This is a genomic window from Mycobacterium sp. SMC-17 (assembly GCF_045310915.1).
Lineage (GTDB): Bacteria > Actinomycetota > Actinomycetes > Mycobacteriales > Mycobacteriaceae > Mycobacterium.
Window position 1 is genome coordinate 1 of the sequence record NZ_JBJIAK010000045.1, and the last position, 18,185, is coordinate 18,185.

Here is an 18,185-nt window from a genome sequence, read left to right on the forward strand (position 1 = left end):
CCCGGTCGTACTTCTTCCGCTTCTCTGACATCGCTACTCCTTATAGCTGATGCCTCCACGGTCTCGGGGGAAGGTCACTTCTGCGATCCGGCCAGCCCGTGGCAGCGCGGCACCAACGAGAACACCAACGGCCTGCTGCGCCAGTACTTCCCCAAAGGCACCGACCTGAGTGTGTTCGGACCCGAAGACCTCGAACACGTCGCCCAGCAACTCAACGGACGCCCACGTAAAACGCTCGACTGGGACACCCCAGCCGAGCGCTTGCGTGATCTACTACTGACTCAATAACCAGCAGTGTTGCGACGACCCCTAGAAACCGCCGGTGTAGATGCGCCGCGTCTGGGTGACGTCTCCGTAGACAGTCACCTTGGTGTCCGCGACCATCGTGATGCGCCCGTCGGTGCCGGCGAGGATCTCCGCGATCACGAACGTCACGGCGGCTGCTTGAACGCGGACGGCATCCGCCGACCGTAGCGCCGCCGTACGTCAGGATTCAGGAACCGGCGGCGTGTCGGATCGCTGGTTCTCCACCGCGACCTGTCGGCCTCCGGCTCTAGGCTGCGATAGCGGCTGAGCTGAGGAGGAACCTGAGGTGAACAAGGCCGAGCGACTGTGGCGCCTGCGAGACGGAGTGCTGGCGTGGCTGTACGAACTGCGGATCGAAGGACAGACCATCTCCCAGGCGCTACCGGAACCGTTCATGGCCGCGACCGCGTGGTCCGATGCGGAGGTCACCCACCAGGAGTTGAACGCGGCGGTCGAGTGGCTTATGGAGGAGGGCTACGTGAATGGCCATGGCACCATGCAGCGGGTCGTTATCCGGCCGCGCCTGACCCCTTACGGCGAGAAGTATGCAGCGTCTGGCCGATCCGTCCGAGACCTCCCGGGAGTAATTGAAGTGAACAGTCCCTACCTGCACATCGAGGGCAGCAGCGGCGTCGCCGTCGCGTTCGGAAGCAACAACGTCACGCAGAACGTCAACGTTCAACAGAAGGTCGAGCAGGCCCGAGCCCTCGCCGGGGCGATCGAGCGGGCGCTACCCGCCATCGCCGACGAGCAGGTGCGCTCTGACGCCGAACAGCTGGCGCTGGAGATTCGGGCCGAGTCGCAATCGGCAGAGCCGAAGCAGGGAAAGTTCAAGGAACTGGCCACGAAGGCGATGACAGCGATCGCCACTGCGGCCGGGACAGAATTCGGCAAGGCGATCATCGACACAGCGCTTCCGCTGCTGTCTTGAGGTCGTCTGCCAACGTCGGATAGCTGTACTGGACACAGGCTGACCCCGGGACCGGATCGACCAGTCCCGGGGCCGGCGGTCAGCTACCGACGCCCTTCTGTCCGCTGTCCCTGGTCCGTTCCTGCCGACAACGCGGGCAATCACCGCACCGCTGCGACGGGTCAGCTCCCAGCGGGATGAACTGGGCGTGGTAGCCGGGGTGGTTGCAGTATCCGCAGATCACCATGGTGCGGTTCTCCTGATTCTTAGTGGGGTGAGTGACACGGACGTGCCCTTCAGCCCTTCATGTGCGAACCCGCGCCGAACACAGTGCCGGCGTTCCGACCGAGTGCGTGCACCCCTCCGAAGTAGCGTTTTCCGGCATGACGAACACAAGCAGTGAAGTGACGGCAACCGAGCGGTTCTTCGAGGCATCAGGGCCGATGGCGACATCGCTTTTGAAGTGCAACGCGCACCGCTACCGCGAGTGCCTGATGTCCGACCGGGGCGCAGTCACGATGTGGCTCAGCTCCGGGGAGGTGGAACACATCGCCGGCACCCGCTACCTCGACATTGAGCGGCTGCGTGGCGAAGAGAACGAGGGCGCAGTCGAGGTCATCTATCTCGGCGTGGTGCTGCGGTCGTACCCGGCCGGTACATGGAAGCGATGGGAGTCCGTCGAAACCGTCGACCCGTTTACCGTCTGACCTGTCGGACCCGCTGGCTACCGTGGATTCAGCCGCACCGCGGCGGCATTTCGACTCCACGGGAGAACTCATGACCTTCGACGAACTCCGCGCCCTCATCGCCAACTCGCATGCGCGTGACTGGCAGCGAATCAAGCTGATGGGGCCGACCTACCGCGACCGCTTCGGCGCATGGAGCAGTCCCGCCGACGGCACCTCCGGCCTCGACCACGACACCCACGCCGAGTTGGCCGTGTACCGGCCGGACATCGATCTCACGATCGCGTACGGGATGCCACAGAGCCAGCACGGGCACAGCTTGACGTTCAAGTGGTCGGAGGCGTTCCCCGACGCCGAGACCCGCGAGATCAGCATCGCCGACATCTTCTGGCGCGGCTCGTTGGTGGACCGCGTCAATTACGTCTACGTGGATGGCGGCCGTGGGATCGTACCGATCGGCGGCGGGCACCAGGGGCTGCGCATCAACCGGTACCAACTCGCGGTGGCGCGGCTCCTCAGCGGTATAGCGGACTACGACGAGTGGGAGCGATACTTCGGCGCGGTGCCGTTTGAGCTGCAGGATTGAAGTGGCGCTCCACCTCATCGATCTTCGCCCCGGGGACGCCGGCAGTCGCTGGTGGATGCCTCCGTTCGACCAGGCCGTGGAATACGAGCACCCGCACTGGTGGAACCGCCAGCTCGGCGACGACCCGTGGTGCCTTCAGGTGATCGAGGACGACACCGAGGTCGCGCGGGTCGAGTTCGACGACCCGGGCGGCATCAACCCGCAGTACGCGAACGTCCCTGAGTTGGGCGACGACCGGCTGGAGATCCAGTTCATCGAAGTATCCACTGCGGCTCGTGGCCGCGGCGTTGGAACGCAGCTGGTGCGGGACCTGATGGAGAGGCATCCGGATCGGCGGCTGTTCGCGTACAGCGAGGGCGCGGACCGATTCTGGTCGAGGCTCGGATGGGAGCCGTTCGTGCACCCGGCGGGCGGCTACCGCACCCTGTTCATCCAGCCTGCTGGCGAGGTTTAGAACCTGCCACAGAATGCCTCCGGTCGCCTTCTCATCCACTCCCAGATCTCATATTTGTAATGGTGTATGACGATTGTACGATTTGCGTAATACACAACTACGGATGGAGTCGGCGTGGCCGTTCTTAATATCCGCGTGGAGGACCGGATTCGTGACCAGCTCAAGGAGTTGGCCGACGCGGAGGGGGTGTCACTCAGCGAGTACGTGCGCGATCTGGTCCTGGCTGCGGTGGTCCCGGTGTTCGAGCGGGAAGTCGAGCCCGGCGAAGAGCCCGCACCGGAAACTATGCGACTTGCCGACCGGCAGGTCCTTGCCCTGCTCCACCGCATCCTCGCGCGAGTGCTGCCCGAGGACTCCAACGACATTGATGGAGACGCCGAGTATCAGCTGGAACGTGCGCAGGTGATCGAGGCGGGCTTCACCGGGGAGTACTGGCGCGAAGTCGCAGGGTTCCGGACTGAGCTGTCCAAGCGTGACTGCGACCGGGTGCTGGACATCCTCGACATGTTCCGCGTGATCACCTACAGCATCCAGCGGTTGGCGAAGGACGGAGTCGCCGTCAGCGATGAGCTGAGCTACGACTTGGAGTTCCACGGCTTCGACTTCCGCGACGGGCTCGAGGGGCAGATGGCCGACTATGTCAAGTTCCTGATGAGCGACGGCCGGTGGGCTGAACTGCAGCCGCAGGTGGACCGTAACGACCGCGGCAACTCGCACCACAAGGTGCTGGACACGTACCAGCGGATGCTTGCCGAGCACCGCCGCATCATGGACAGCCGCGGCCGCGGGTTCCGCCGCGATGACTACCTGCTGTCCCTGGAGGAGCTGGAGCAGATCGCCGCGGCTCGGATCCACCCGTCACACCGTGGGTAACGCAGCGCAGCGAGAGCGGGAACGAAGGGCCGCTGAGGGGATGCTGGCGCAGGCATATGCGCGAGCGCCTGGTGGCTACGTTGCGTTCCTTGACGAGACGTTCCAGCTCGACGACTCGGACAAGAACCGAGAGCGGACCGGGTTCCCCTCCCCCGCACCTGGTCACGGCGAAGGAGCAGTAGCCATCACCCGGTTCTCCACGGCGCAAATGGCCGAACTGAACGACGCCGTCAAACCCCGCCTCGCGGATGTGTACTCCCGGTGCGCGCCGCTGCTCAGCAAGCGAGGCCAGCAGATCGTCGACCGTGCGCTGAAGAAGGGCACAGTCGGCGGGGATGTCGGCATGCAGACGCTGCTCGAACCGGCGATGCTTCTCAGCCTCGTCGCCGACAGTGACGCGATGTACGAGCTGGCGGCGGTGGTCACCGACATCCCGTTCATCGGCGACTACGGCCTCTGGGCTCCGTGTGAGGCGGTCATCGCCGCCGCGTACCGGGTGCTCACCCGCGACAGCGACCCCCGGGCTACCAAGGTCGAACTGTGGTTGTCGCTGCCGGAGAACGGCGGCGAACCCGGGCCACCGGTGGTTCATCAGGCGATGACGAACCGGCTGAACGGCCTTCTCGTGGAACAGATTCAGTCTGACGCGTACGCGCCGCCTCTGAAGCTGCCGCAGTTCTCCTACGTGATCGGGAAGCTGCGGGAACTGGCGGTGATGTGGGCGTTCGGCGGATCCGTGGCGTGGCCGCGTGAACGGATCGACGAAGCTATCGCGGCGGTGAGGGTGCAAGTCGCCGACTTCGTCGTGCCGCAGTGACCGGCCCCGCGTGGGACGGCCGTCCACTGCGGCTTCCGGCACCACCGGACCCGGAGCACGCCGCCGAGCTGGCGCAACGCGCCGTCGATGCCGCGCGAAACGTCTCCGGCATCGACCTCGATTACACCCCAGAGTCGCTGAGGCTGGTGGACGAAGTCTTGGACAGCTTCCGGGAGCCGGGTTCGGACGCGGTGGCCGAGACCATCTTCGTGTTCGGCTGCTACGTCGGGGAGGTACTCGTCCGGAACGCTGGCTACGAGTGGGCGCGAACCCCGCCGGAGATCACCCGCATCTTCATGCCGCTCACCGTGTTCCGTGCGTCCACCGCGTCGCGGGTGAATCCGATCGGGAAGGCCTTCAAGCGGGTCGACAACGGCCCAATCGACGACATCCCGTACTTCTACCAACTCTTCAGCGACGTCGATCTCTGACCCGACCAGAGGTAACCAGCACAAGTTCGAGTTCCTTGAGTACTTCCGCGACACGACCGTCCCGGCGCCGCAACCGGCCGCGTGCTCGCAGCGACGCATGAACGGGCCGGTCTAGACGTGCGTGCGGCGGCGCGAGCTTCGGGCTTCACTGCCTTAGTCTCAAGTTCCCAAACTGACGTGGACAGCCGCTGAAGGAGTCCGTGTGCTTGAAATGGTAGTGACTTGGCATCCGGGTGCAGGTGGTAGCAGCTTGCGCACCGGCAGCCGTGCGATCGCGCCCGCCCTGCTGTACGCAGACAAATTAGTTGTGTGGTCCGATGAGCGCGACCATGCCCTGGAGGCCGCAGACTACTTTGAGTTACTAGACGTCTCCGAGGACATAGTCGAATTCGAGGGACTCGACTCGTCCTATCTTGGTGAAGATAACGTGCTGGTCGGATTGGATGAGCCGGCCAATGAGATGGTCGTTGAGTGGCACTCAAACGAAATCTCAAAGCTATCGGTTGATGATGTCGACGGAATCTGGCAGCACGTGCAGGTCATGCAGGATATAAATCGAGATTCCGTGATTGATTTCGTCTTCGACAGTCTTCTGCCAAGAGACTACGATCTCTTTTCGGAAATACTTGATCGCGTCAGGCGTACTCCGTATACGCATATGAAATCCGACGAGTGTGTGAGCGAAGTATTACTCGCCAATCATATTATCCAGACCCAAGGGCGCATCGGGCTTCTTGATGACTTGCGCGGCAATATCGACATCAGGGCGACGCAGTTCGGGAAAGACAACTTGGTCTCCTACGCCCAAACGCTGAATGCTCAGGGATCTTTGGGTGTCGGCGCGATTCAACGTTTGCCGTCCATTCGTCAGATTGAATGGACGGAGGTGTGGCACGCGCGGGAACAATTACAAGCCCCGCTTCGTCGATTCCGGTCCGCGACTCTGGAGCTTGTCAAAGGGCAGGTTGCACACCCCGTCGACGAAGAATTTGCCGCATTCGTTGATTTCACATGGCAGTCGAAAATGTCGCCAGCGATAGAAGAGGTGGAAGAACTTGTGCGGGAAAAATCGCTCCGCCAAATGTTCTTCTTGAACGCACTGGGTGATCTGAAAACGTACGCGGGACCCGGCATTGGAATCGCTGTCGCGGAGACTATCAACGTGGCAGGTTGGGTAGGCGCCTCCGTTGGCGCGGCTACTGCTGCCGGTAAGCTAGCTGCGGATTTCATCAAGGCGCGAAGAGAAGTAGCCAAGCACAATTTCTTCTACCTCTACGAAATCGAGCGGCGAGCAGCGAAAGCACTTCCCGAGTAATTTGCCGGGGATGGGGGTGGCGTTCGCCGGGTTCACGATCATGCCGCGTTCTCCTTCGCCTCGCGGTAGTTGTAGACGCTCTGCCTCGAGATGCCGTACTCCGCGGCGAGCTTCGTCGCGGACTCACCCGCCGCGAGCCGCGCCCGCAGCTCAGCAGCCTGCTCACCCGTCGGCTTCGCCTTCCTCCCCTTGTAGACCCCGCGCGCCTTGGCCAACGCGATGCCCTCCCTCTGCCGCTCGAGGATGAGGGAGCGCTCGAACTCGGCGACGGCCCCGAGCATGGTCAGGAGCAGGTTGTTCATCGGGGAGTCGTCCCCGGCGAAGGCCAGCCCCTCCTTGAGGAACTCGACGCGGACGCCGCGGGCGGTGAGCTCGCGGACGATGCGGCGGAGGTCGTCGACATTGCGGGCGAGCCGGTCCATGCTGTGCACGACGAAGGTGTCGCCATCGCGCAGGAACCGCAGCGCCTCGGCAAGTGCCGGCCGGTCGGTGCTCCTGCCGGAGGCCTTGTCCTCGAAGACGCGATCCACCGGAACACCGTCGAGCTGCCGCTCGGTGTTCTGGTCGGCAGTACTGACTCGCAGATACCCGACTCGTTCGCCCACGGTGCGTCCCCGGCTTGATGTGTCGAGTTAGCCTCTGAGACCTGCCGCGACACTGTGTCCATCAATGCGATTCGGACCCTAGATGTGCGCACTGACAGAAACCGGCCCGCGACGCGTTTGGGTACACCCCAGATGTACGACACGATCACTGTTTCGCGCGAGTGTGCCCCGGCGTCTCGATACTCGCCAGAAGAGTGCGGCGGGCGAACTACCGTGAGCCCATGACTCAGGGTTGGCCAGCCGGTGCTCATCACGTCGCGTACGACAAACTGCCGGATGTTCTGTGGGACGGCTCTTCTCACCATGCGCGCCTTGTGCATGAGTTGTATCCCGGCGAGGCTGCCTGGGACGCACAGCGGGTGGCGATCTCCATAGGAACCGCTGTGGAGCTTCTCCTCAAGCACGCGCTGGCACGTCAGAGTTTCCACCTGCTGCCCGACAAGTACGCGGTCGAGACAGCACTGACGCTGGACGACAAGGGAACCATGCAGGACCACCTGCCACAGCTGACGACGGTCACGGGACTGGTCGCCTTCGACCGAGCAAACGCTCAGTGCAGCCTGAAGCTGAATAAGAAGGACTTCGAATCGATCTTCCAGGTCCGAAACGCAGCCATTCACCTCGGAGTCGCGTCGACAAAGGCCAACGAGGCCGCGCTCAAGAAGATGGTGCTGCTCACCGACGAGGTGTTCACGCACCTAGGCACCGAACGTTCGGAACAGGTTCGGTATTGGGGTGGCGAGGAGGCGGAGAAGTTCGTCCGCGCGATCGTCGACGAAGCGGTCACCGAGGCGAAGGCCCGGTATGAGCAGATGGTGCGCCGAGCTAGGGAGGACTACCAGAGGCTGGAGCGGAGCCTGGTTGATGCGGGCAGAGCGGAGATCATCAAGCAGTACGCGCTGGTGCCGCCGACGATCGATTCGGTCCGAGAGGAGGCCTCGCCGCACGAATGCCCCGCGTGCCAGAACATGGGCTGGGTGGTCTACGAGGTGCACCGCGGGCATCCGATGGTCGAGTACTCGGATACCGGGGAATACGGGTACGAACCCGCCGGTGCTGCATATGTCGAACGGGAAGGCTCTGCCGACCGGTTCGAGTGCGGAGTGTGCCGACTCAAGCTGGATCGCCGGGAGCATCTCGTCGAGGCTGGGGTGCCGCTGGAGATCGAGCTGGAAGCGGACGACGCGACGGAACAGGAGATAAGCGACTTCGAGGAAGCTCAAGTCGAGTCCTACTTCGAGCGGATGAGTGACGAGATGCGTGGGAAGTAGTCTCGTGCTGACTCGGGTGCTCAGTTCCGGTTGAGGCCGAACTCCTGAGTCATCAGCGCCCGCTTGTAGTGGGACTCTGATTCGTTAACTTCCGAGGGCGAGGTGCTGGGGCCGAACACGCGCAGGATGCTGAATCTGAAGTGCCGGGCATGGTCGGTCTTGCCGCCGCCGGCTCCGATGCTGATCTTGGCGAGTTCCTTGAGCGCGTGGTTGCCACCGTGACCGTCCTGTGCGTACGACCTCCACCGCTGCAGTATCCGCTCGGCGCCATCGGCTTTCCCGACGTACTGCTTGCCGTTGGAGGAGTCGGTGATCAGGTAGATGCCCTGCACCTGTGACAGCGCGGCCCGCCAGTCGGCGTAGCGGCGATCCGACACCATCTCGCCGAGCTCGTGGAAGGTGAGCAGCACCTTGTCGAACCCCGGAAACGGAACGTGATCGCGGTCGGCGATCTCGAGGACAGGCATGCCCGCCACGCGGGAAGCGCGGCGGTGCCAGACCCGCGGGGTGTCCCACTCCACGACGAGTCGGTTGACGAGCGGAGTCAGGAAGTCGCTGCGGTGCAGATCGAAGTATCGGACGTCGGCCGTGCGCTCGGCGGTGATCTCGCCGCGGTTCTCGAACACTCCCCACAACCGGGACCGTTTCTTACCGTCGGCGACCAGGACCACCCAGAACCGCTCCGGTTCGGGAGGGAATTGGCGGGGTGAGGCGCCTTGGAACCGCGTGTATCGCCGAACCTTGTCCTCGGTCAGATCCTCCGGCCCGCGCAGACCCAACTCCTCCCCCGTGTTGAAGCTGTGCCGGATCACGCGGATGTCGTCGAGGCTGATGGGCGGGTCGTGCTCGGCGCCGAGCGCGGCAAGCACGTGGCCGAGTGTCAGAAAAGCGCCAGCGACAGGGGCATCGCCCTCGTCAGGGGCGGGGTTGATGTCCAGGTTCCCCACAGGGAGCAGACTACGGCCAGAGTCGCGGTACGAGACTGAGTTCGAAGTTCATGACCGGCCGTCGCGCAAGTCGACCCTGCGGCGACCGGCCAGCCTCATAGTGTGTCGGCATGTCGGTCCCCTACGTGTTGCAAGCCGCCCCCGATGTCATCGAGCTGTGGTCGACGGTCCGCCTGCCGTTCGAACCGCGCGACTGGGTGCTCGACATGCGCAACGACTTGCGCCGAGCGCTGCGCGACTCAGCTGCGAAGTCGGGTGGGAACCTGCACGCGGTGTACAGCGCAGCCGACGACGGCGCATTTGTCGATACCGAGAACGTCTTGCTCTACAACGTAGGGAGCGCCGCGCTCCGCCCACTGATGGCACGTTCGGTGACCTTCGAACGCGGCTACGAGATGCCGCCGCCACCGTCGGGCAGCGGACTTACCGAAGGTGCGACCCTGCACTACCAGCGCTACCGCGAGGCGCGCGACGACGCGTACGAGTTCTGGAAACCTGGAAAGCAAGTGGCCGCGTTCACCGGGGTCCCCGTGGACTCCGTTACCGGCAAGCCCGCCCCGGTGTGGAAGGCGATACGGGACTTCGCGGCGCCACCAGCCGAGACCGCCACTGCGCCAACACGATTCCTTCTCAAGGTCCACGTAACGGACACGAGAAAGGACAGGCCCGCGAACTCGTTGGCCGACATCGTGAAGCCGACCCTCGACGGCATCATCAGCGCCTATCACAGCCACGAGGGCTCCGACGGCGTCGTCGAAGCTCAGCGGCTCGAGGTGGCGGGGCTGGGATCGGCGGAGACGCTGCGGGACCAGCTTCATGATCGGCGATGGGCCGCACTCGGGGGCAGGCGACTGTTGTCATCGTTCGGCCCGACGGGAGTGCAGTGGAACCCCGCCGACGACTTCTGCGTCGCCGCCCACATCACCCTCAGCACCGGCCGTTCCGTCGCGGACGGCCACCATGCCCGGTGGCGACTGTCGGGCGAGCTGGCGGAGGCCATCCCCGTGCGTAAGGGCTGACGCCCGGGTCCCTCTCTGTTAATTTGCCCGGGCAGTCGGTCGCGCAGGCTGGAATGGGAGATGCGATCGAAGTGATCCTTCGTACGTCTGGCCGGGCCTACATTCAGTTGCACACGGACGGACTATCGGAGGGCGGGCGGCGTGAGCGAGCGGAGACGGCCGACCATGGGTGAGCGCGGTGCGCTGCCCGATCCCATACGCGGCATCCGCTACGGGATCGAAGAACCGTGCGGCGATGTCCCTGCGTGGCGGCAGAACAATCCACAGCAACGACCCGAGCCGAAGCCGCCCAGCCTGTGGGATCGAATCCGGGGCTGGTTCACGTAGGAGTCGATGAGGCGACCTCATGCGGTGATTATTGGAGCGACGTCAGTCGACCAGCACACGTGTGAGTCGCAGTAATCAGGCCACGAGAGCGAGGACGGTAGCCACCATCTGGATCGCGCCGCCCGCGGCGATGAGGGCCGTGGCCAACTGCTGGTCGTGGAGCAGCGCCGGCACGACCTTCGACTCCTGCTGCCCCGGGTAGAGAAGGCCGTCGTCCTGGTACCGCGGGTTGTCGGGGCGGATGCGGACCATCAGAATCGACCCGATCAGCGTGACCAGAGCGCCTAGCGCGGCGGTGATCGCTGCGGCGAGCTTCACGGCCGTCTCCTTTCCGTTGCGCTCCCGGGGATGTCGTGGTCCGAGGAGCAGAGTCGAGGCCATCCGGGTGCGCCGTGCGGGTAGGCGGTCAGTCCAACTCCTCGCTGTACACGTCGCTCTCGCTGAGACCCGGCAGTCGCTCCGCGAGCAGGTTCTGCACCATGGTGCGCGCCCCGGTCTCGGAGGCGCTCGGCGCGCTCCAGGTCCGTTCGTGACCGGGGCGTTCGCGCACCGTCCAGGACACCACCCACAGCGGTGTGCCGGCTATCGCGGTGTGGTCATCGTCGTCGGCGGTGCGCGTGCTGAGTGCGACTCGGACTACACCCCGGCGCATCCCCATGCCGTGGACGGTACGCGGCGGGTGCGACACCGGAGTTGGGATCGGTAGCGCCGCGGTGGTGGTGCGCTTCGTCCATGTGGTGGACGATTCCGGTGGTGGTCATCGCGTTCGACGTGGCGCTCATCGCCCTGTTCGCAACCGTCAAGCGACGGGGGCTTCGGCGCTTTGGACCTGCCCGCCGCGGAAGGTTCGGGTCTGCTGCCGGCGCCGGCTGGACGGCCGGTGCAGACTCCTCGGGTTACAGCGACGGAGGCCATGTAGGCCACGGAGGCCACTCAGGTTGCGGGGGCGGGCACAGCGGGTGCGGGGGCGGAAGCAGTTGTGGCGGGGGCGGCTGCGGCGGTGGCTGCTGATGATCGCGCTGCGGAGGGCGGGCAGCTCGGGATTGTCAGGACCTACGCCCCGTCGACGGTGCCCCGCCCAGCACCTCGCGCCCGCCGAACAACAGCTCTGGGTTCTTGACGAGCCCGCGGGACTTGCCGGTCGGCCCCTTCTGTCGCGGCGGCCGCAGGGCCTTCTTCTGGATCTGCAGCGCCCGCTCGTAGAGACGCCGGTACTCGGGTCCCTTTTCTACGAGGCGTGCTGCCTCGTTCACGATCTCGTGGAGTCGCGCGAGGCCTTTGCCTTGGAGCGGCTGTTTGGCCGCCAGCCCGGACAGCTCGCGGTGGGTGTGACCGAGCCATCCGCCGCCTTTCCCAACTGGAGGCTTCGCGCCGGGTGACGGAACACCGGCCTCGCGGGTCCGGGTACGAACCGCGGACACGCGGCGTAGAAGGTCGAGGAGTCCTTCGGACCGGTCGTTACGAGACCGCTGCCGCAGCCGGGCCGCGAGGCTGTCGAGCATCCGGATCTCGCCTGAGGTGAGGGGACGGTCGGCGGGGATCAGCTCGACGCGTGCCACCACTAGGGCGATCTCTTCGAGCTTCGGATTCGGGCGCCACGGCTTTTTGCTCTGCATGGTGGGGTCAGCGTAAGCGGAGGGACCGACGCCGCGGTGGGGCTCGCGGTGATCCGGCTAAGAGCAGCTGTCACACTCGCCGGTGACTGGCAACTCGATGCGGCAAGTCGGACACAGCTTCGGTTCCGGCGGCTCGACCTGTTCCTTACGGCGCGCTCTGGACGGGAACCCGATACCGAGGCACGCCGCGCACGTGCAGCCGCCCGGGTGGCCGCGGGCGTAGAGATCCGGAGGAGCACCTCTGCTCCCCATCGTGCGCCGTCGACCCATCAGACGCCTCCTCCGACGAGACACCAGTACACGGTCGGTCACCGCAGCGTAAGCCGAAGGCCCGACGCGGTGGTGATGTTCGCGGCGGTCAGGCAGCTCTCGCGAGACCTACTCCTCCTGCGGCTTCCTCTTCTTCACGGGTGGCTTCGGCCGCAGCTGCGACCAGTCCACCGTCACCGTCCGCTTGCCCGCGTCCTCCGGGTCCGGCTGCGGAGGTAGGACACGGAAGACGAGGTAGCCATCCACGCCCTTCGGGTTCGGGCGGCCGTCTCGGCGGAGTTCTACGCGGTGGGGGCGGCCGCCCTCGGGCCACTTCTCGGTCAAGTACGGGACGAACTCTGCGGGGTCGCGCAGCGGGATGGACTCGGCGGGGTCGAGATCGTCGAGACAGAAAGGGACCCAGGTCTCGCGGAAGCGCGGCGGCATGGCTGCATTCTCTAAAACAGAGAACTCCGGGAGGAAGTGGGTAGGGCTCGGCGGGTGGGTCCTCTACCTGTTTTGCTGACGCACCCGATCGAAGCTCCACCGGATCGCCGCGGCCAGATTCGCTTTGTACCCGGCCTCGAGTTCGTTGTCGTGCTGGCGCTGTATCCACGACGGATGCTTCGCGGCGAAGACGAGCGGCACGCCCCCTGGAAGCCGCCCCCGCGGCGGCTCGAAGGGTGGCACCGACACTCGCGCTCGCGGGTAGAAGAACGACACGACACGTTCGGCGTCGCGGCCCAACGTGATCACCAGTCGGGGGCGCACGATCTCAAGCTCGCGGTGGAGGAACGGTGCGCAGTTGACGATCTCGTGCTGATGAGACGCGCGGTTCTTGGGCTGATTTTGACAGCGGATTCGAGAGTCGTTTGATCACGAATTCGGGAGTCGTTGAGGGCGCCTGGGCTGCCAGATTGCTCACGAATTCGGGAGTCACTGATGCTGGGCTCGGACCCGGTGCCGCCGCTTCACATTCTCGACTCAAGGCTGGCGGGTCACCGCGAGCGCTGTCCCGAGAATCCATACGAACAAGAAGGCCGGCATTGCCGTGATCGAGAGGCCCTGCAGGGAAAGTGGGCCTTCCTCGACGATGAATGCGGCGAGCAGGAGTGGGTGTACTGCGGCGGCTGCGATCGCAAGATGTGCGGTGTATAGGGGTAGCACTCTGTGGCGGTATACCGCGATGGCGAATGAGCCGAGCGCCACGACGGTGGGCATCCCTGACATCGCCAACAGTCCAAAGGTCAAGTCGTAGAGCAGTGTTGACAGCTCTGCGGTGTGTTCCCGGTAAAGCAAGAGGTTGAACGCGGTGAAGCCGCTGAGCAAGAGGATCACACAGCCGAAGAAGCTGGCGGCAAAGCACACCGGCAGCGTTGATCGCGTGGGCAGCCGATCGCGCAGGTAAGTCCAGAGCCCGGCACCGAAGACAAACCATAGGGTGACGCCCACAGTGTTGAGCAGCTGAGTAACGACCAGCTGATCATGGTGGTCCACCGCCCACACCGCCACATCAGTGCCCGACGTCTGGGTTTGCGGGTAGGACCAGATCGGATACACCGGCAAGGTCAACGCCGGCAGCGCAAACCCGATCACGCCGCTCCATCGGGTCACGCGTGCCGAACTCCCATAGGCCGGTGTCTCGGCGCTCGTCACGTTGCTGTCGTTCATGGCAGCCCCCTCAGTGGCAATCTGACCAGTGGACAGTTCTTCGAACTGTCGTCAGCATGCCCGATCCGAGGAAACTTATCAATGGTCAGATTGCTCGGTAGGCTGCCCATATGGCTTCAACTGCGCGGTCGCGGCCGTATCACCACGGGCAGCTTGAGCGGGCGGCGATCGACGGTGCCATCAAGGAGGTGGAGGGCGTCGGAGTTGCTGCGGTAAGCATGCGCCGTATCGCCCGCCATGCTGGCGTGTCCCACTCAGCACTGGCTTATCAGTTCGGTGACAAGGCCGGCATCTTCACTGCGGTAGCGACCGAGGGGTTCGGCCTGCAGGCAGAAATGCTCCGTGCGGCCGCGACGGGCCCGGCCGGATTCCTGTTGGGCGGCCATGCCTATGTGAAATTTGCCCTTACCCACCGGGGCTACTTCGAGGTGATGTTCCGCCCTTACCTGTACCGCGGCGACGACCCGAAGCTGTTGGTCGCCAAGAACGCGGCATTCGATATTTTGTATGGCACGGCCCGATCCGGTCTGACATTGCACCGCTCGGAACCGGTCACCGACGAAGCTGTCCGTGCACTCGCCATGGCGGGGTGGTCACTGTCTCACGGGTTGGCCACACTGGCGTTGACGGCCAACATTAGTGAGCAGATCGACACGGACCCCTCGGTTCTGGCTGGGCAAATGATGCAGGGCGTTATCGCCTTGGCTGAACTGGCCAAACAGGTATCGACTGATCAGAGGTAACAGTCGAGGACCGCAGCGCATGCGCGGTGAAGCTGATCCAGTCGATGAGCAGCGCGGCGTCATAACCAGCATGGTTATAACCGTTGGCCTGTAAGTGCGCCACCAGCAGCGTAGCGATGGAATCGCTACGCAAGAACTCGTCGAGGACGGTGAGCACTTCTGCGAGGTTGGCCAGCTCGCCATCGCTGACCGCGGTGCGGGTCCTCGCTGGTCGGTCCGAATCCTCAATCACTTGGCTGGCTCGGTCTGATCGGTGGTCTTGGCGCGGGTCTGTGCCAGGCGGAAGGAGTCGGTGCCGGTTTCGATGATGTTGCCGCCGAAGGTGAGTCGGTCCACGATCGCTGCGCACAACCTCGGGTCGCTGAACGTTTTGGTCCAGCCGGAGAAACTCTCATTGGACGCGATCGCCACCGATGCCTTCTCTTCGCGTTCGGTGAGCACCTGAAACAGCAGTTCAGCGCCGCGGCGATCCAGTTCCATGTAGCCCAACTCGTCGATGCAGAGCAGATCAACCCGGCCGTAGCGGGCGATGGTCTTGGACAGCTGTTTGTCGTCGGAGGCTTCGACGAGTTCGTTGACCAGCTTGGTGGCCAGGGTGTACTTCACCCGATAGCCGGCCATCGCCGCCTCGGTGCCCAACGCGATCAGCAGATGGCTCTTGCCGGTGCCGGAATCGCCGATCAAACACAGCGGCAACCCTTTCTTGACCCATTCGCATTTCGCCAAGGTGTGCACTGCGGCGGCATCGACGTGCGGATTGGCGTCGAAGTCCCAGGCCCGCAACGACTTATCGCGGGGAAACCCGGCGGCTTTGATCCGCCGCGTCGCGCGGCGCCGGGCTCGGTCATCGCATTCGGCCATCAACAGCTCGGCCAGGAATCCGCGGTAGGACATCTGCTCGGCGGCGGCCTCATCGGCCAGCTCGGCGAAGTTGGCGCGGATCGTCGGTAGACGCAGCATCCGGCAGGCCTGCTCGACCGCGGCGTCGGAGGCCTGCTCGGTCAATCCGCGCCGGTGCGGCAGGCTGGTGCTCACAGAAGTCGTAGTGGTCATGGCGTGGCGGTGTCCTTCCTGGGGGTGCGCAGCAGGGCGTCGTAAGCCGCCACCGAGGGCAGCGGGCGGGAATCAATGGGTAACGCGGCCAGCCGCCTTGCGGTCAACGACGCCACCGCCTCGGTGTCATCGCCGGTTTCGCGGTGTTCATCTGACAGTTCAGAGGTGCTGTCCTCAGCGGCCTTTCGCGCTTCCAGGACCACGGCATCGGCGGTGAGCGCTCCGGCGGCCTGGGCGCGGGCCAACCCGATGACCACCACCTCGTGCGGTAGGTGCCGGTGCGCCAGGAGTACGCCGATCAGTTCGCGGGTGCCGGCGGCGTCACCGTGAGTCTTGCGTGCCGCGGCCCACCAGGCGTCGTGCACCGGGGTGAAACGCCCAACCGCGCGGGCCTGCTCCAACGCCGTCGACCCCGGCAGGGCACCGGGTTTGCGCAGCAGGATCTCCAGGTAGTGATCCAATTCCAGCCGGGTTTCGGCCTTGCCCGGCAAGCGTTCATGGGTCGCGACCAGCTGGCGGTCGCAGTACACCTCCAGGTGCGAGGCGTGCAGCTGCACCCGAACTTGGCGGCCGGCGAACCGGACCGGTACCGAATACCGGTTGGTGCGCACCGTGATCTGACTGTGCCGATCCACCCGCAGGTTGAACCAACGGCCGGTCTCGAACGCGGCATCCGGCAGCGGCGAGAGCAATGGCGCCTCGACGGTGAACAGTTCACCGACAGTGCGGACCCGGGAACCGATGCGCCGGTCGAGGTCATCGGCGTCCCATTTGTCGATCATGGCGTCGAGTTCGGCGATCGATTCGACCTGCGGGACCGGGACGAAGTGATTGCGGCGAAACCAGCCGATCTGGCCTTCCACGCCGCCTTTCTCGTGGGCGCCTTCGATGCCCGGCTGACAATAGAAAGCCTCCACCGCGTAGTGGGAGCGAAACGCCACCCAGCGGTCGTTTTCCACCCGGTGCCGTGACAACCCCAGCACCGCCGACACCGCCGATTTCAGGTTGTCGTAACGGATTCGGCCGAATGGCACCCCACCAAGAACCTCGAAGGCGTGCACGTGGCCTTCCAGGAACGCTTCCTGGCCGGCGGACAGGAACACCCGGTGGACCGCGCGGCCGGAGAACGACAGGCGTAGCGAGAACAACGTGCACGTGACCGGCTGGCCGCGTAGTTCGATCACCACATCGCCGAAGTCGACCTCGGCTTCCTCGCCGGGCCGGTGCGATTGCGGGACGAACACCTCGACCGGGGCGCGGCCGGATTCGGCCAGGACCTCCCCGCGGCGCACCGACATATACGCCCGCACCCGCGAATACGACACGTCGGCTTGGTGCTCCTCGCGCAGCCGGTCGAAGATCCGCTTGGCCGTGTGGCGTTGTTTGCGCGGGGCGGTCAGATCGGCGCGCAGCCAACCGTCGATGACCTCGCGGTAGTCATCGATCTTGCTGCCCCGGCTGGGATAGTGCTTACGTTCCGAAGGCCACGCCGACCCCAGCGCTTTGTGCACCGTCGTCCACGACACCCGGTACTCGCGCTGAATCGCCCGCGCCGACTTCCCGGCGCGGGCATCCCGGCGAATCGCCGCATACAACTCCACCTTGGACGCCGAAGGCCGCACACCGGTATCCAACCCGCGCCACATGGACAGCCCGTGACTCCCGAATTCACAGTCAACGACTCCGCCTCGACAACACCGACTCCGAAATTCGTGATCAAACGACTCTCGAATCAGTAGTCAAAGTCATTGGGCGGATGGCAGTGCACCGCGTTGCTGATGAACACCTGCTTCTTCGTGAGGCCGGCGAGCGCGATGCCCTCGTCGATCAGGTCGCCGCTCCCTTCGGTGAACGGGATCTGGCTCTCCATACACTTCTCGCACAGGCTCTGCCCGACCAGAGCCACCGGTGACGTCAGGCACCCGTAGCCGGGCGCAGACGCGGTGACGCCGGGGATGTTCATGCCGTCGCAGCGGCGACAGTTGGCGATCTCGGTGTCGAGGGTGATCTTGAGCCTTCGCCGCGAGGCGTCGATGTCGTGCTCCACCGCGTTCGAGCTCATCGGTGGAGTGTAGGTAGGGCGAGGTCAGCGGCGGCGTGGATCACGAGCCACACTTTCACGTTCCGTATTCGGGTACATCGTGGTTCGGTGCCTTCTACCGAGGACCCGTGAACCGGCCCACGTATTGGATCGGTCGGAGCTCGAAGTGTGTCTCGTCGACAGGCCCGTGGTGCTCCGTGAAGCTGGCAGCCGTCCCGAGGTTCAGGTCGATGCCGTGGAAGATCCAGATCGAGTACCTGTCCGG

Annotated in this window: 25 protein-coding genes; 13 read left to right on the plus strand and 12 right to left on the minus strand. The window is 64.6% G+C overall.

Annotated elements, in window-relative coordinates:
• On the plus strand, positions 1-288 hold a 288-nt coding region (locus ACJH7A_RS23335; RefSeq protein ID WP_406802781.1), incomplete at its 5' end, for an IS30 family transposase.
• Positions 289-309: 21 nt separating this feature from the next.
• Here the strand turns inward: ACJH7A_RS23335 and ACJH7A_RS23340 are convergent.
• Positions 310-435 carry a hypothetical protein gene (locus tag ACJH7A_RS23340; RefSeq protein ID WP_267886874.1) on the minus strand — a complete coding sequence of 42 codons (126 nt, stop codon included), beginning with the start codon at positions 433-435 and terminating at the stop codon, positions 310-312.
• Positions 436-592: 157 nt separating this feature from the next.
• Between ACJH7A_RS23340 and ACJH7A_RS23345 the strand changes: the two genes are divergently transcribed.
• The 8 genes from ACJH7A_RS23345 (at position 593) to ACJH7A_RS23380 (ending at position 6,378) form a co-directional block, all read left to right on the plus strand.
• On the plus strand, positions 593-1,237 hold the full coding sequence (locus tag ACJH7A_RS23345; RefSeq protein WP_061006115.1) for a hypothetical protein: 645 nt from the start codon (positions 593-595) through the stop codon (positions 1,235-1,237).
• A 362-nt stretch (positions 1,238-1,599) separates the two neighbouring features.
• A complete protein-coding gene (locus ACJH7A_RS23350) occupies positions 1,600-1,923 on the plus strand; it encodes a hypothetical protein (RefSeq protein ID WP_061006116.1) in 324 nt (107 codons plus the stop codon).
• Positions 1,924-1,993: 70 nt separating this feature from the next.
• Complete coding sequence (locus ACJH7A_RS23355; protein ID WP_406802782.1) at positions 1,994-2,488, plus strand: hypothetical protein; 495 nt, start codon at positions 1,994-1,996, stop codon at positions 2,486-2,488.
• 1 nt (position 2,489) lies between these two features.
• Positions 2,490-2,942 carry an N-acetyltransferase gene (locus tag ACJH7A_RS23360; protein WP_061006118.1) on the plus strand — a complete coding sequence of 151 codons (453 nt, stop codon included), beginning with the start codon at positions 2,490-2,492 and terminating at the stop codon, positions 2,940-2,942.
• Positions 2,943-3,056: 114 nt separating this feature from the next.
• Positions 3,057-3,815: a YfbU family protein gene (locus ACJH7A_RS23365; RefSeq protein ID WP_061006119.1), complete on the plus strand. Its 759-nt coding sequence runs from the start codon at positions 3,057-3,059 to the stop codon at positions 3,813-3,815.
• 40 nt (positions 3,816-3,855) lie between these two features.
• Complete coding sequence (locus tag ACJH7A_RS23370) at positions 3,856-4,632, plus strand: hypothetical protein (RefSeq protein ID WP_234785298.1); 777 nt, start codon at positions 3,856-3,858, stop codon at positions 4,630-4,632.
• Positions 4,629-5,063 carry a hypothetical protein gene (locus ACJH7A_RS23375; protein ID WP_204158502.1) on the plus strand — a complete coding sequence of 145 codons (435 nt, stop codon included), beginning with the start codon at positions 4,629-4,631 and terminating at the stop codon, positions 5,061-5,063. The genes ACJH7A_RS23370 and ACJH7A_RS23375 overlap by 4 nt, the downstream gene beginning before the upstream one ends.
• 202 nt (positions 5,064-5,265) lie before the next feature.
• The gene (locus tag ACJH7A_RS23380; RefSeq protein WP_131808819.1) at positions 5,266-6,378 is read left to right on the plus strand and encodes a hypothetical protein; all 1,113 of its coding nucleotides are present in this window, start codon (positions 5,266-5,268) and stop codon (positions 6,376-6,378) included.
• Positions 6,379-6,416: 38 nt separating this feature from the next.
• On the opposite strand, the gene ACJH7A_RS23385 is transcribed toward ACJH7A_RS23380, so the two are convergent.
• Positions 6,417-6,983: a recombinase family protein gene (locus tag ACJH7A_RS23385; RefSeq protein ID WP_061006121.1), complete on the minus strand. Its 567-nt coding sequence runs from the start codon at positions 6,981-6,983 to the stop codon at positions 6,417-6,419.
• Positions 6,984-7,204: 221 nt separating this feature from the next.
• Between ACJH7A_RS23385 and ACJH7A_RS23390 the strand changes: the two genes are divergently transcribed.
• On the plus strand, positions 7,205-8,254 hold the full coding sequence (locus tag ACJH7A_RS23390; protein ID WP_162563606.1) for a hypothetical protein: 1,050 nt from the start codon (positions 7,205-7,207) through the stop codon (positions 8,252-8,254).
• A gap of 20 nt (positions 8,255-8,274) precedes the next feature.
• On the opposite strand, the gene ACJH7A_RS23395 is transcribed toward ACJH7A_RS23390, so the two are convergent.
• Positions 8,275-9,201 carry a GIY-YIG nuclease family protein gene (locus tag ACJH7A_RS23395; protein ID WP_234785299.1) on the minus strand — a complete coding sequence of 309 codons (927 nt, stop codon included), beginning with the start codon at positions 9,199-9,201 and terminating at the stop codon, positions 8,275-8,277.
• Between the two features lie 110 nt (positions 9,202-9,311).
• Between ACJH7A_RS23395 and ACJH7A_RS23400 the strand changes: the two genes are divergently transcribed.
• Together ACJH7A_RS23400 and ACJH7A_RS23405 are read left to right on the plus strand one after the other, a co-directional pair.
• A complete protein-coding gene (locus tag ACJH7A_RS23400; RefSeq protein ID WP_061006123.1) occupies positions 9,312-10,220 on the plus strand; it encodes a hypothetical protein in 909 nt (302 codons plus the stop codon).
• A 141-nt stretch (positions 10,221-10,361) separates the two neighbouring features.
• A complete protein-coding gene (locus tag ACJH7A_RS23405; RefSeq protein ID WP_162563607.1) occupies positions 10,362-10,547 on the plus strand; it encodes a hypothetical protein in 186 nt (61 codons plus the stop codon).
• Between the two features lie 75 nt (positions 10,548-10,622).
• Here ACJH7A_RS23405 and ACJH7A_RS23410 read toward each other — a convergent pair whose 3' ends face one another.
• The 6 genes from ACJH7A_RS23410 to ACJH7A_RS23435 form a co-directional block, all read right to left on the minus strand.
• Positions 10,623-10,865 carry a hypothetical protein gene (locus ACJH7A_RS23410; RefSeq protein WP_162563608.1) on the minus strand — a complete coding sequence of 81 codons (243 nt, stop codon included), beginning with the start codon at positions 10,863-10,865 and terminating at the stop codon, positions 10,623-10,625.
• A gap of 88 nt (positions 10,866-10,953) precedes the next feature.
• On the minus strand, positions 10,954-11,205 hold the full coding sequence (locus ACJH7A_RS23415; RefSeq protein WP_162563609.1) for a hypothetical protein: 252 nt from the start codon (positions 11,203-11,205) through the stop codon (positions 10,954-10,956).
• 388 nt (positions 11,206-11,593) lie between these two features.
• Entirely contained in the window at positions 11,594-12,163 is a 570-nt protein-coding gene (locus tag ACJH7A_RS23420) for a hypothetical protein (RefSeq protein ID WP_061006253.1), read from the minus strand.
• Positions 12,164-12,541: 378 nt separating this feature from the next.
• Complete coding sequence (locus tag ACJH7A_RS23425; protein ID WP_061006252.1) at positions 12,542-12,859, minus strand: hypothetical protein; 318 nt, start codon at positions 12,857-12,859, stop codon at positions 12,542-12,544.
• A gap of 63 nt (positions 12,860-12,922) precedes the next feature.
• The gene (locus tag ACJH7A_RS23430; RefSeq protein WP_082761689.1) at positions 12,923-13,273 is read right to left on the minus strand and encodes a uracil-DNA glycosylase family protein; all 351 of its coding nucleotides are present in this window, start codon (positions 13,271-13,273) and stop codon (positions 12,923-12,925) included.
• Positions 13,274-13,396: 123 nt separating this feature from the next.
• Positions 13,397-14,083 (minus strand): hypothetical protein, encoded by a 687-nt coding sequence (locus tag ACJH7A_RS23435; RefSeq protein WP_406802783.1) that lies wholly within the window; start codon positions 14,081-14,083, stop codon positions 13,397-13,399.
• Between the two features lie 110 nt (positions 14,084-14,193).
• Here ACJH7A_RS23435 and ACJH7A_RS23440 point away from each other — a divergent pair, with 110 nt between their 5' ends.
• A complete protein-coding gene (locus tag ACJH7A_RS23440) occupies positions 14,194-14,826 on the plus strand; it encodes a TetR/AcrR family transcriptional regulator (RefSeq protein WP_406802784.1) in 633 nt (210 codons plus the stop codon).
• Positions 14,827-15,054: 228 nt separating this feature from the next.
• Here the strand turns inward: ACJH7A_RS23440 and istB are convergent, their stop codons facing one another.
• From istB to ACJH7A_RS23455, 3 genes are all read right to left on the minus strand, one after another.
• Entirely contained in the window at positions 15,055-15,879 is an 825-nt protein-coding gene (istB, locus tag ACJH7A_RS23445; protein ID WP_406802785.1) for an IS21-like element helper ATPase IstB, read from the minus strand.
• Positions 15,876-17,525: an IS21 family transposase gene (gene istA / locus ACJH7A_RS23450; RefSeq protein ID WP_406802786.1), complete on the minus strand. Its 1,650-nt coding sequence runs from the start codon at positions 17,523-17,525 to the stop codon at positions 15,876-15,878. The genes istB and istA overlap by 4 nt, the downstream gene beginning before the upstream one ends.
• Before the next feature lie 86 nt (positions 17,526-17,611).
• Positions 17,612-17,941 (minus strand): uracil-DNA glycosylase family protein, encoded by a 330-nt coding sequence (locus ACJH7A_RS23455; RefSeq protein WP_082761690.1) that lies wholly within the window; start codon positions 17,939-17,941, stop codon positions 17,612-17,614.
• Between the last annotated feature and the right edge of the window lie 244 nt (positions 17,942-18,185).

Coding starts and splice junctions, on each gene's coding strand:
- ACJH7A_RS23415 (WP_162563609.1), bottom strand. CDS start 11,205: ATGGGGATGCGCCGGGGTGTAGTCCGAGTCGCACTCAGCACGCGCACC.
- ACJH7A_RS23370 (WP_234785298.1), top strand. CDS start 3,856: ATGCTGGCGCAGGCATATGCGCGAGCGCCTGGTGGCTACGTTGCGTTC.
- ACJH7A_RS23440 (WP_406802784.1), top strand. CDS start 14,194: ATGGCTTCAACTGCGCGGTCGCGGCCGTATCACCACGGGCAGCTTGAG.
- ACJH7A_RS23435 (WP_406802783.1), bottom strand. CDS start 14,083: ATGAACGACAGCAACGTGACGAGCGCCGAGACACCGGCCTATGGGAGT.
- ACJH7A_RS23400 (WP_061006123.1), top strand. CDS start 9,312: ATGTCGGTCCCCTACGTGTTGCAAGCCGCCCCCGATGTCATCGAGCTG.
- ACJH7A_RS23390 (WP_162563606.1), top strand. CDS start 7,205: ATGACTCAGGGTTGGCCAGCCGGTGCTCATCACGTCGCGTACGACAAA.
- ACJH7A_RS23355 (WP_406802782.1), top strand. CDS start 1,994: ATGACCTTCGACGAACTCCGCGCCCTCATCGCCAACTCGCATGCGCGT.
- ACJH7A_RS23350 (WP_061006116.1), top strand. CDS start 1,600: ATGACGAACACAAGCAGTGAAGTGACGGCAACCGAGCGGTTCTTCGAG.
- ACJH7A_RS23420 (WP_061006253.1), bottom strand. CDS start 12,163: ATGCAGAGCAAAAAGCCGTGGCGCCCGAATCCGAAGCTCGAAGAGATC.
- ACJH7A_RS23425 (WP_061006252.1), bottom strand. CDS start 12,859: ATGCCGCCGCGCTTCCGCGAGACCTGGGTCCCTTTCTGTCTCGACGAT.
- ACJH7A_RS23455 (WP_082761690.1), bottom strand. CDS start 17,941: ATGAGCTCGAACGCGGTGGAGCACGACATCGACGCCTCGCGGCGAAGG.
- istA (WP_406802786.1), bottom strand. CDS start 17,525: ATGTGGCGCGGGTTGGATACCGGTGTGCGGCCTTCGGCGTCCAAGGTG.
- istB (WP_406802785.1), bottom strand. CDS start 15,879: ATGACCACTACGACTTCTGTGAGCACCAGCCTGCCGCACCGGCGCGGA.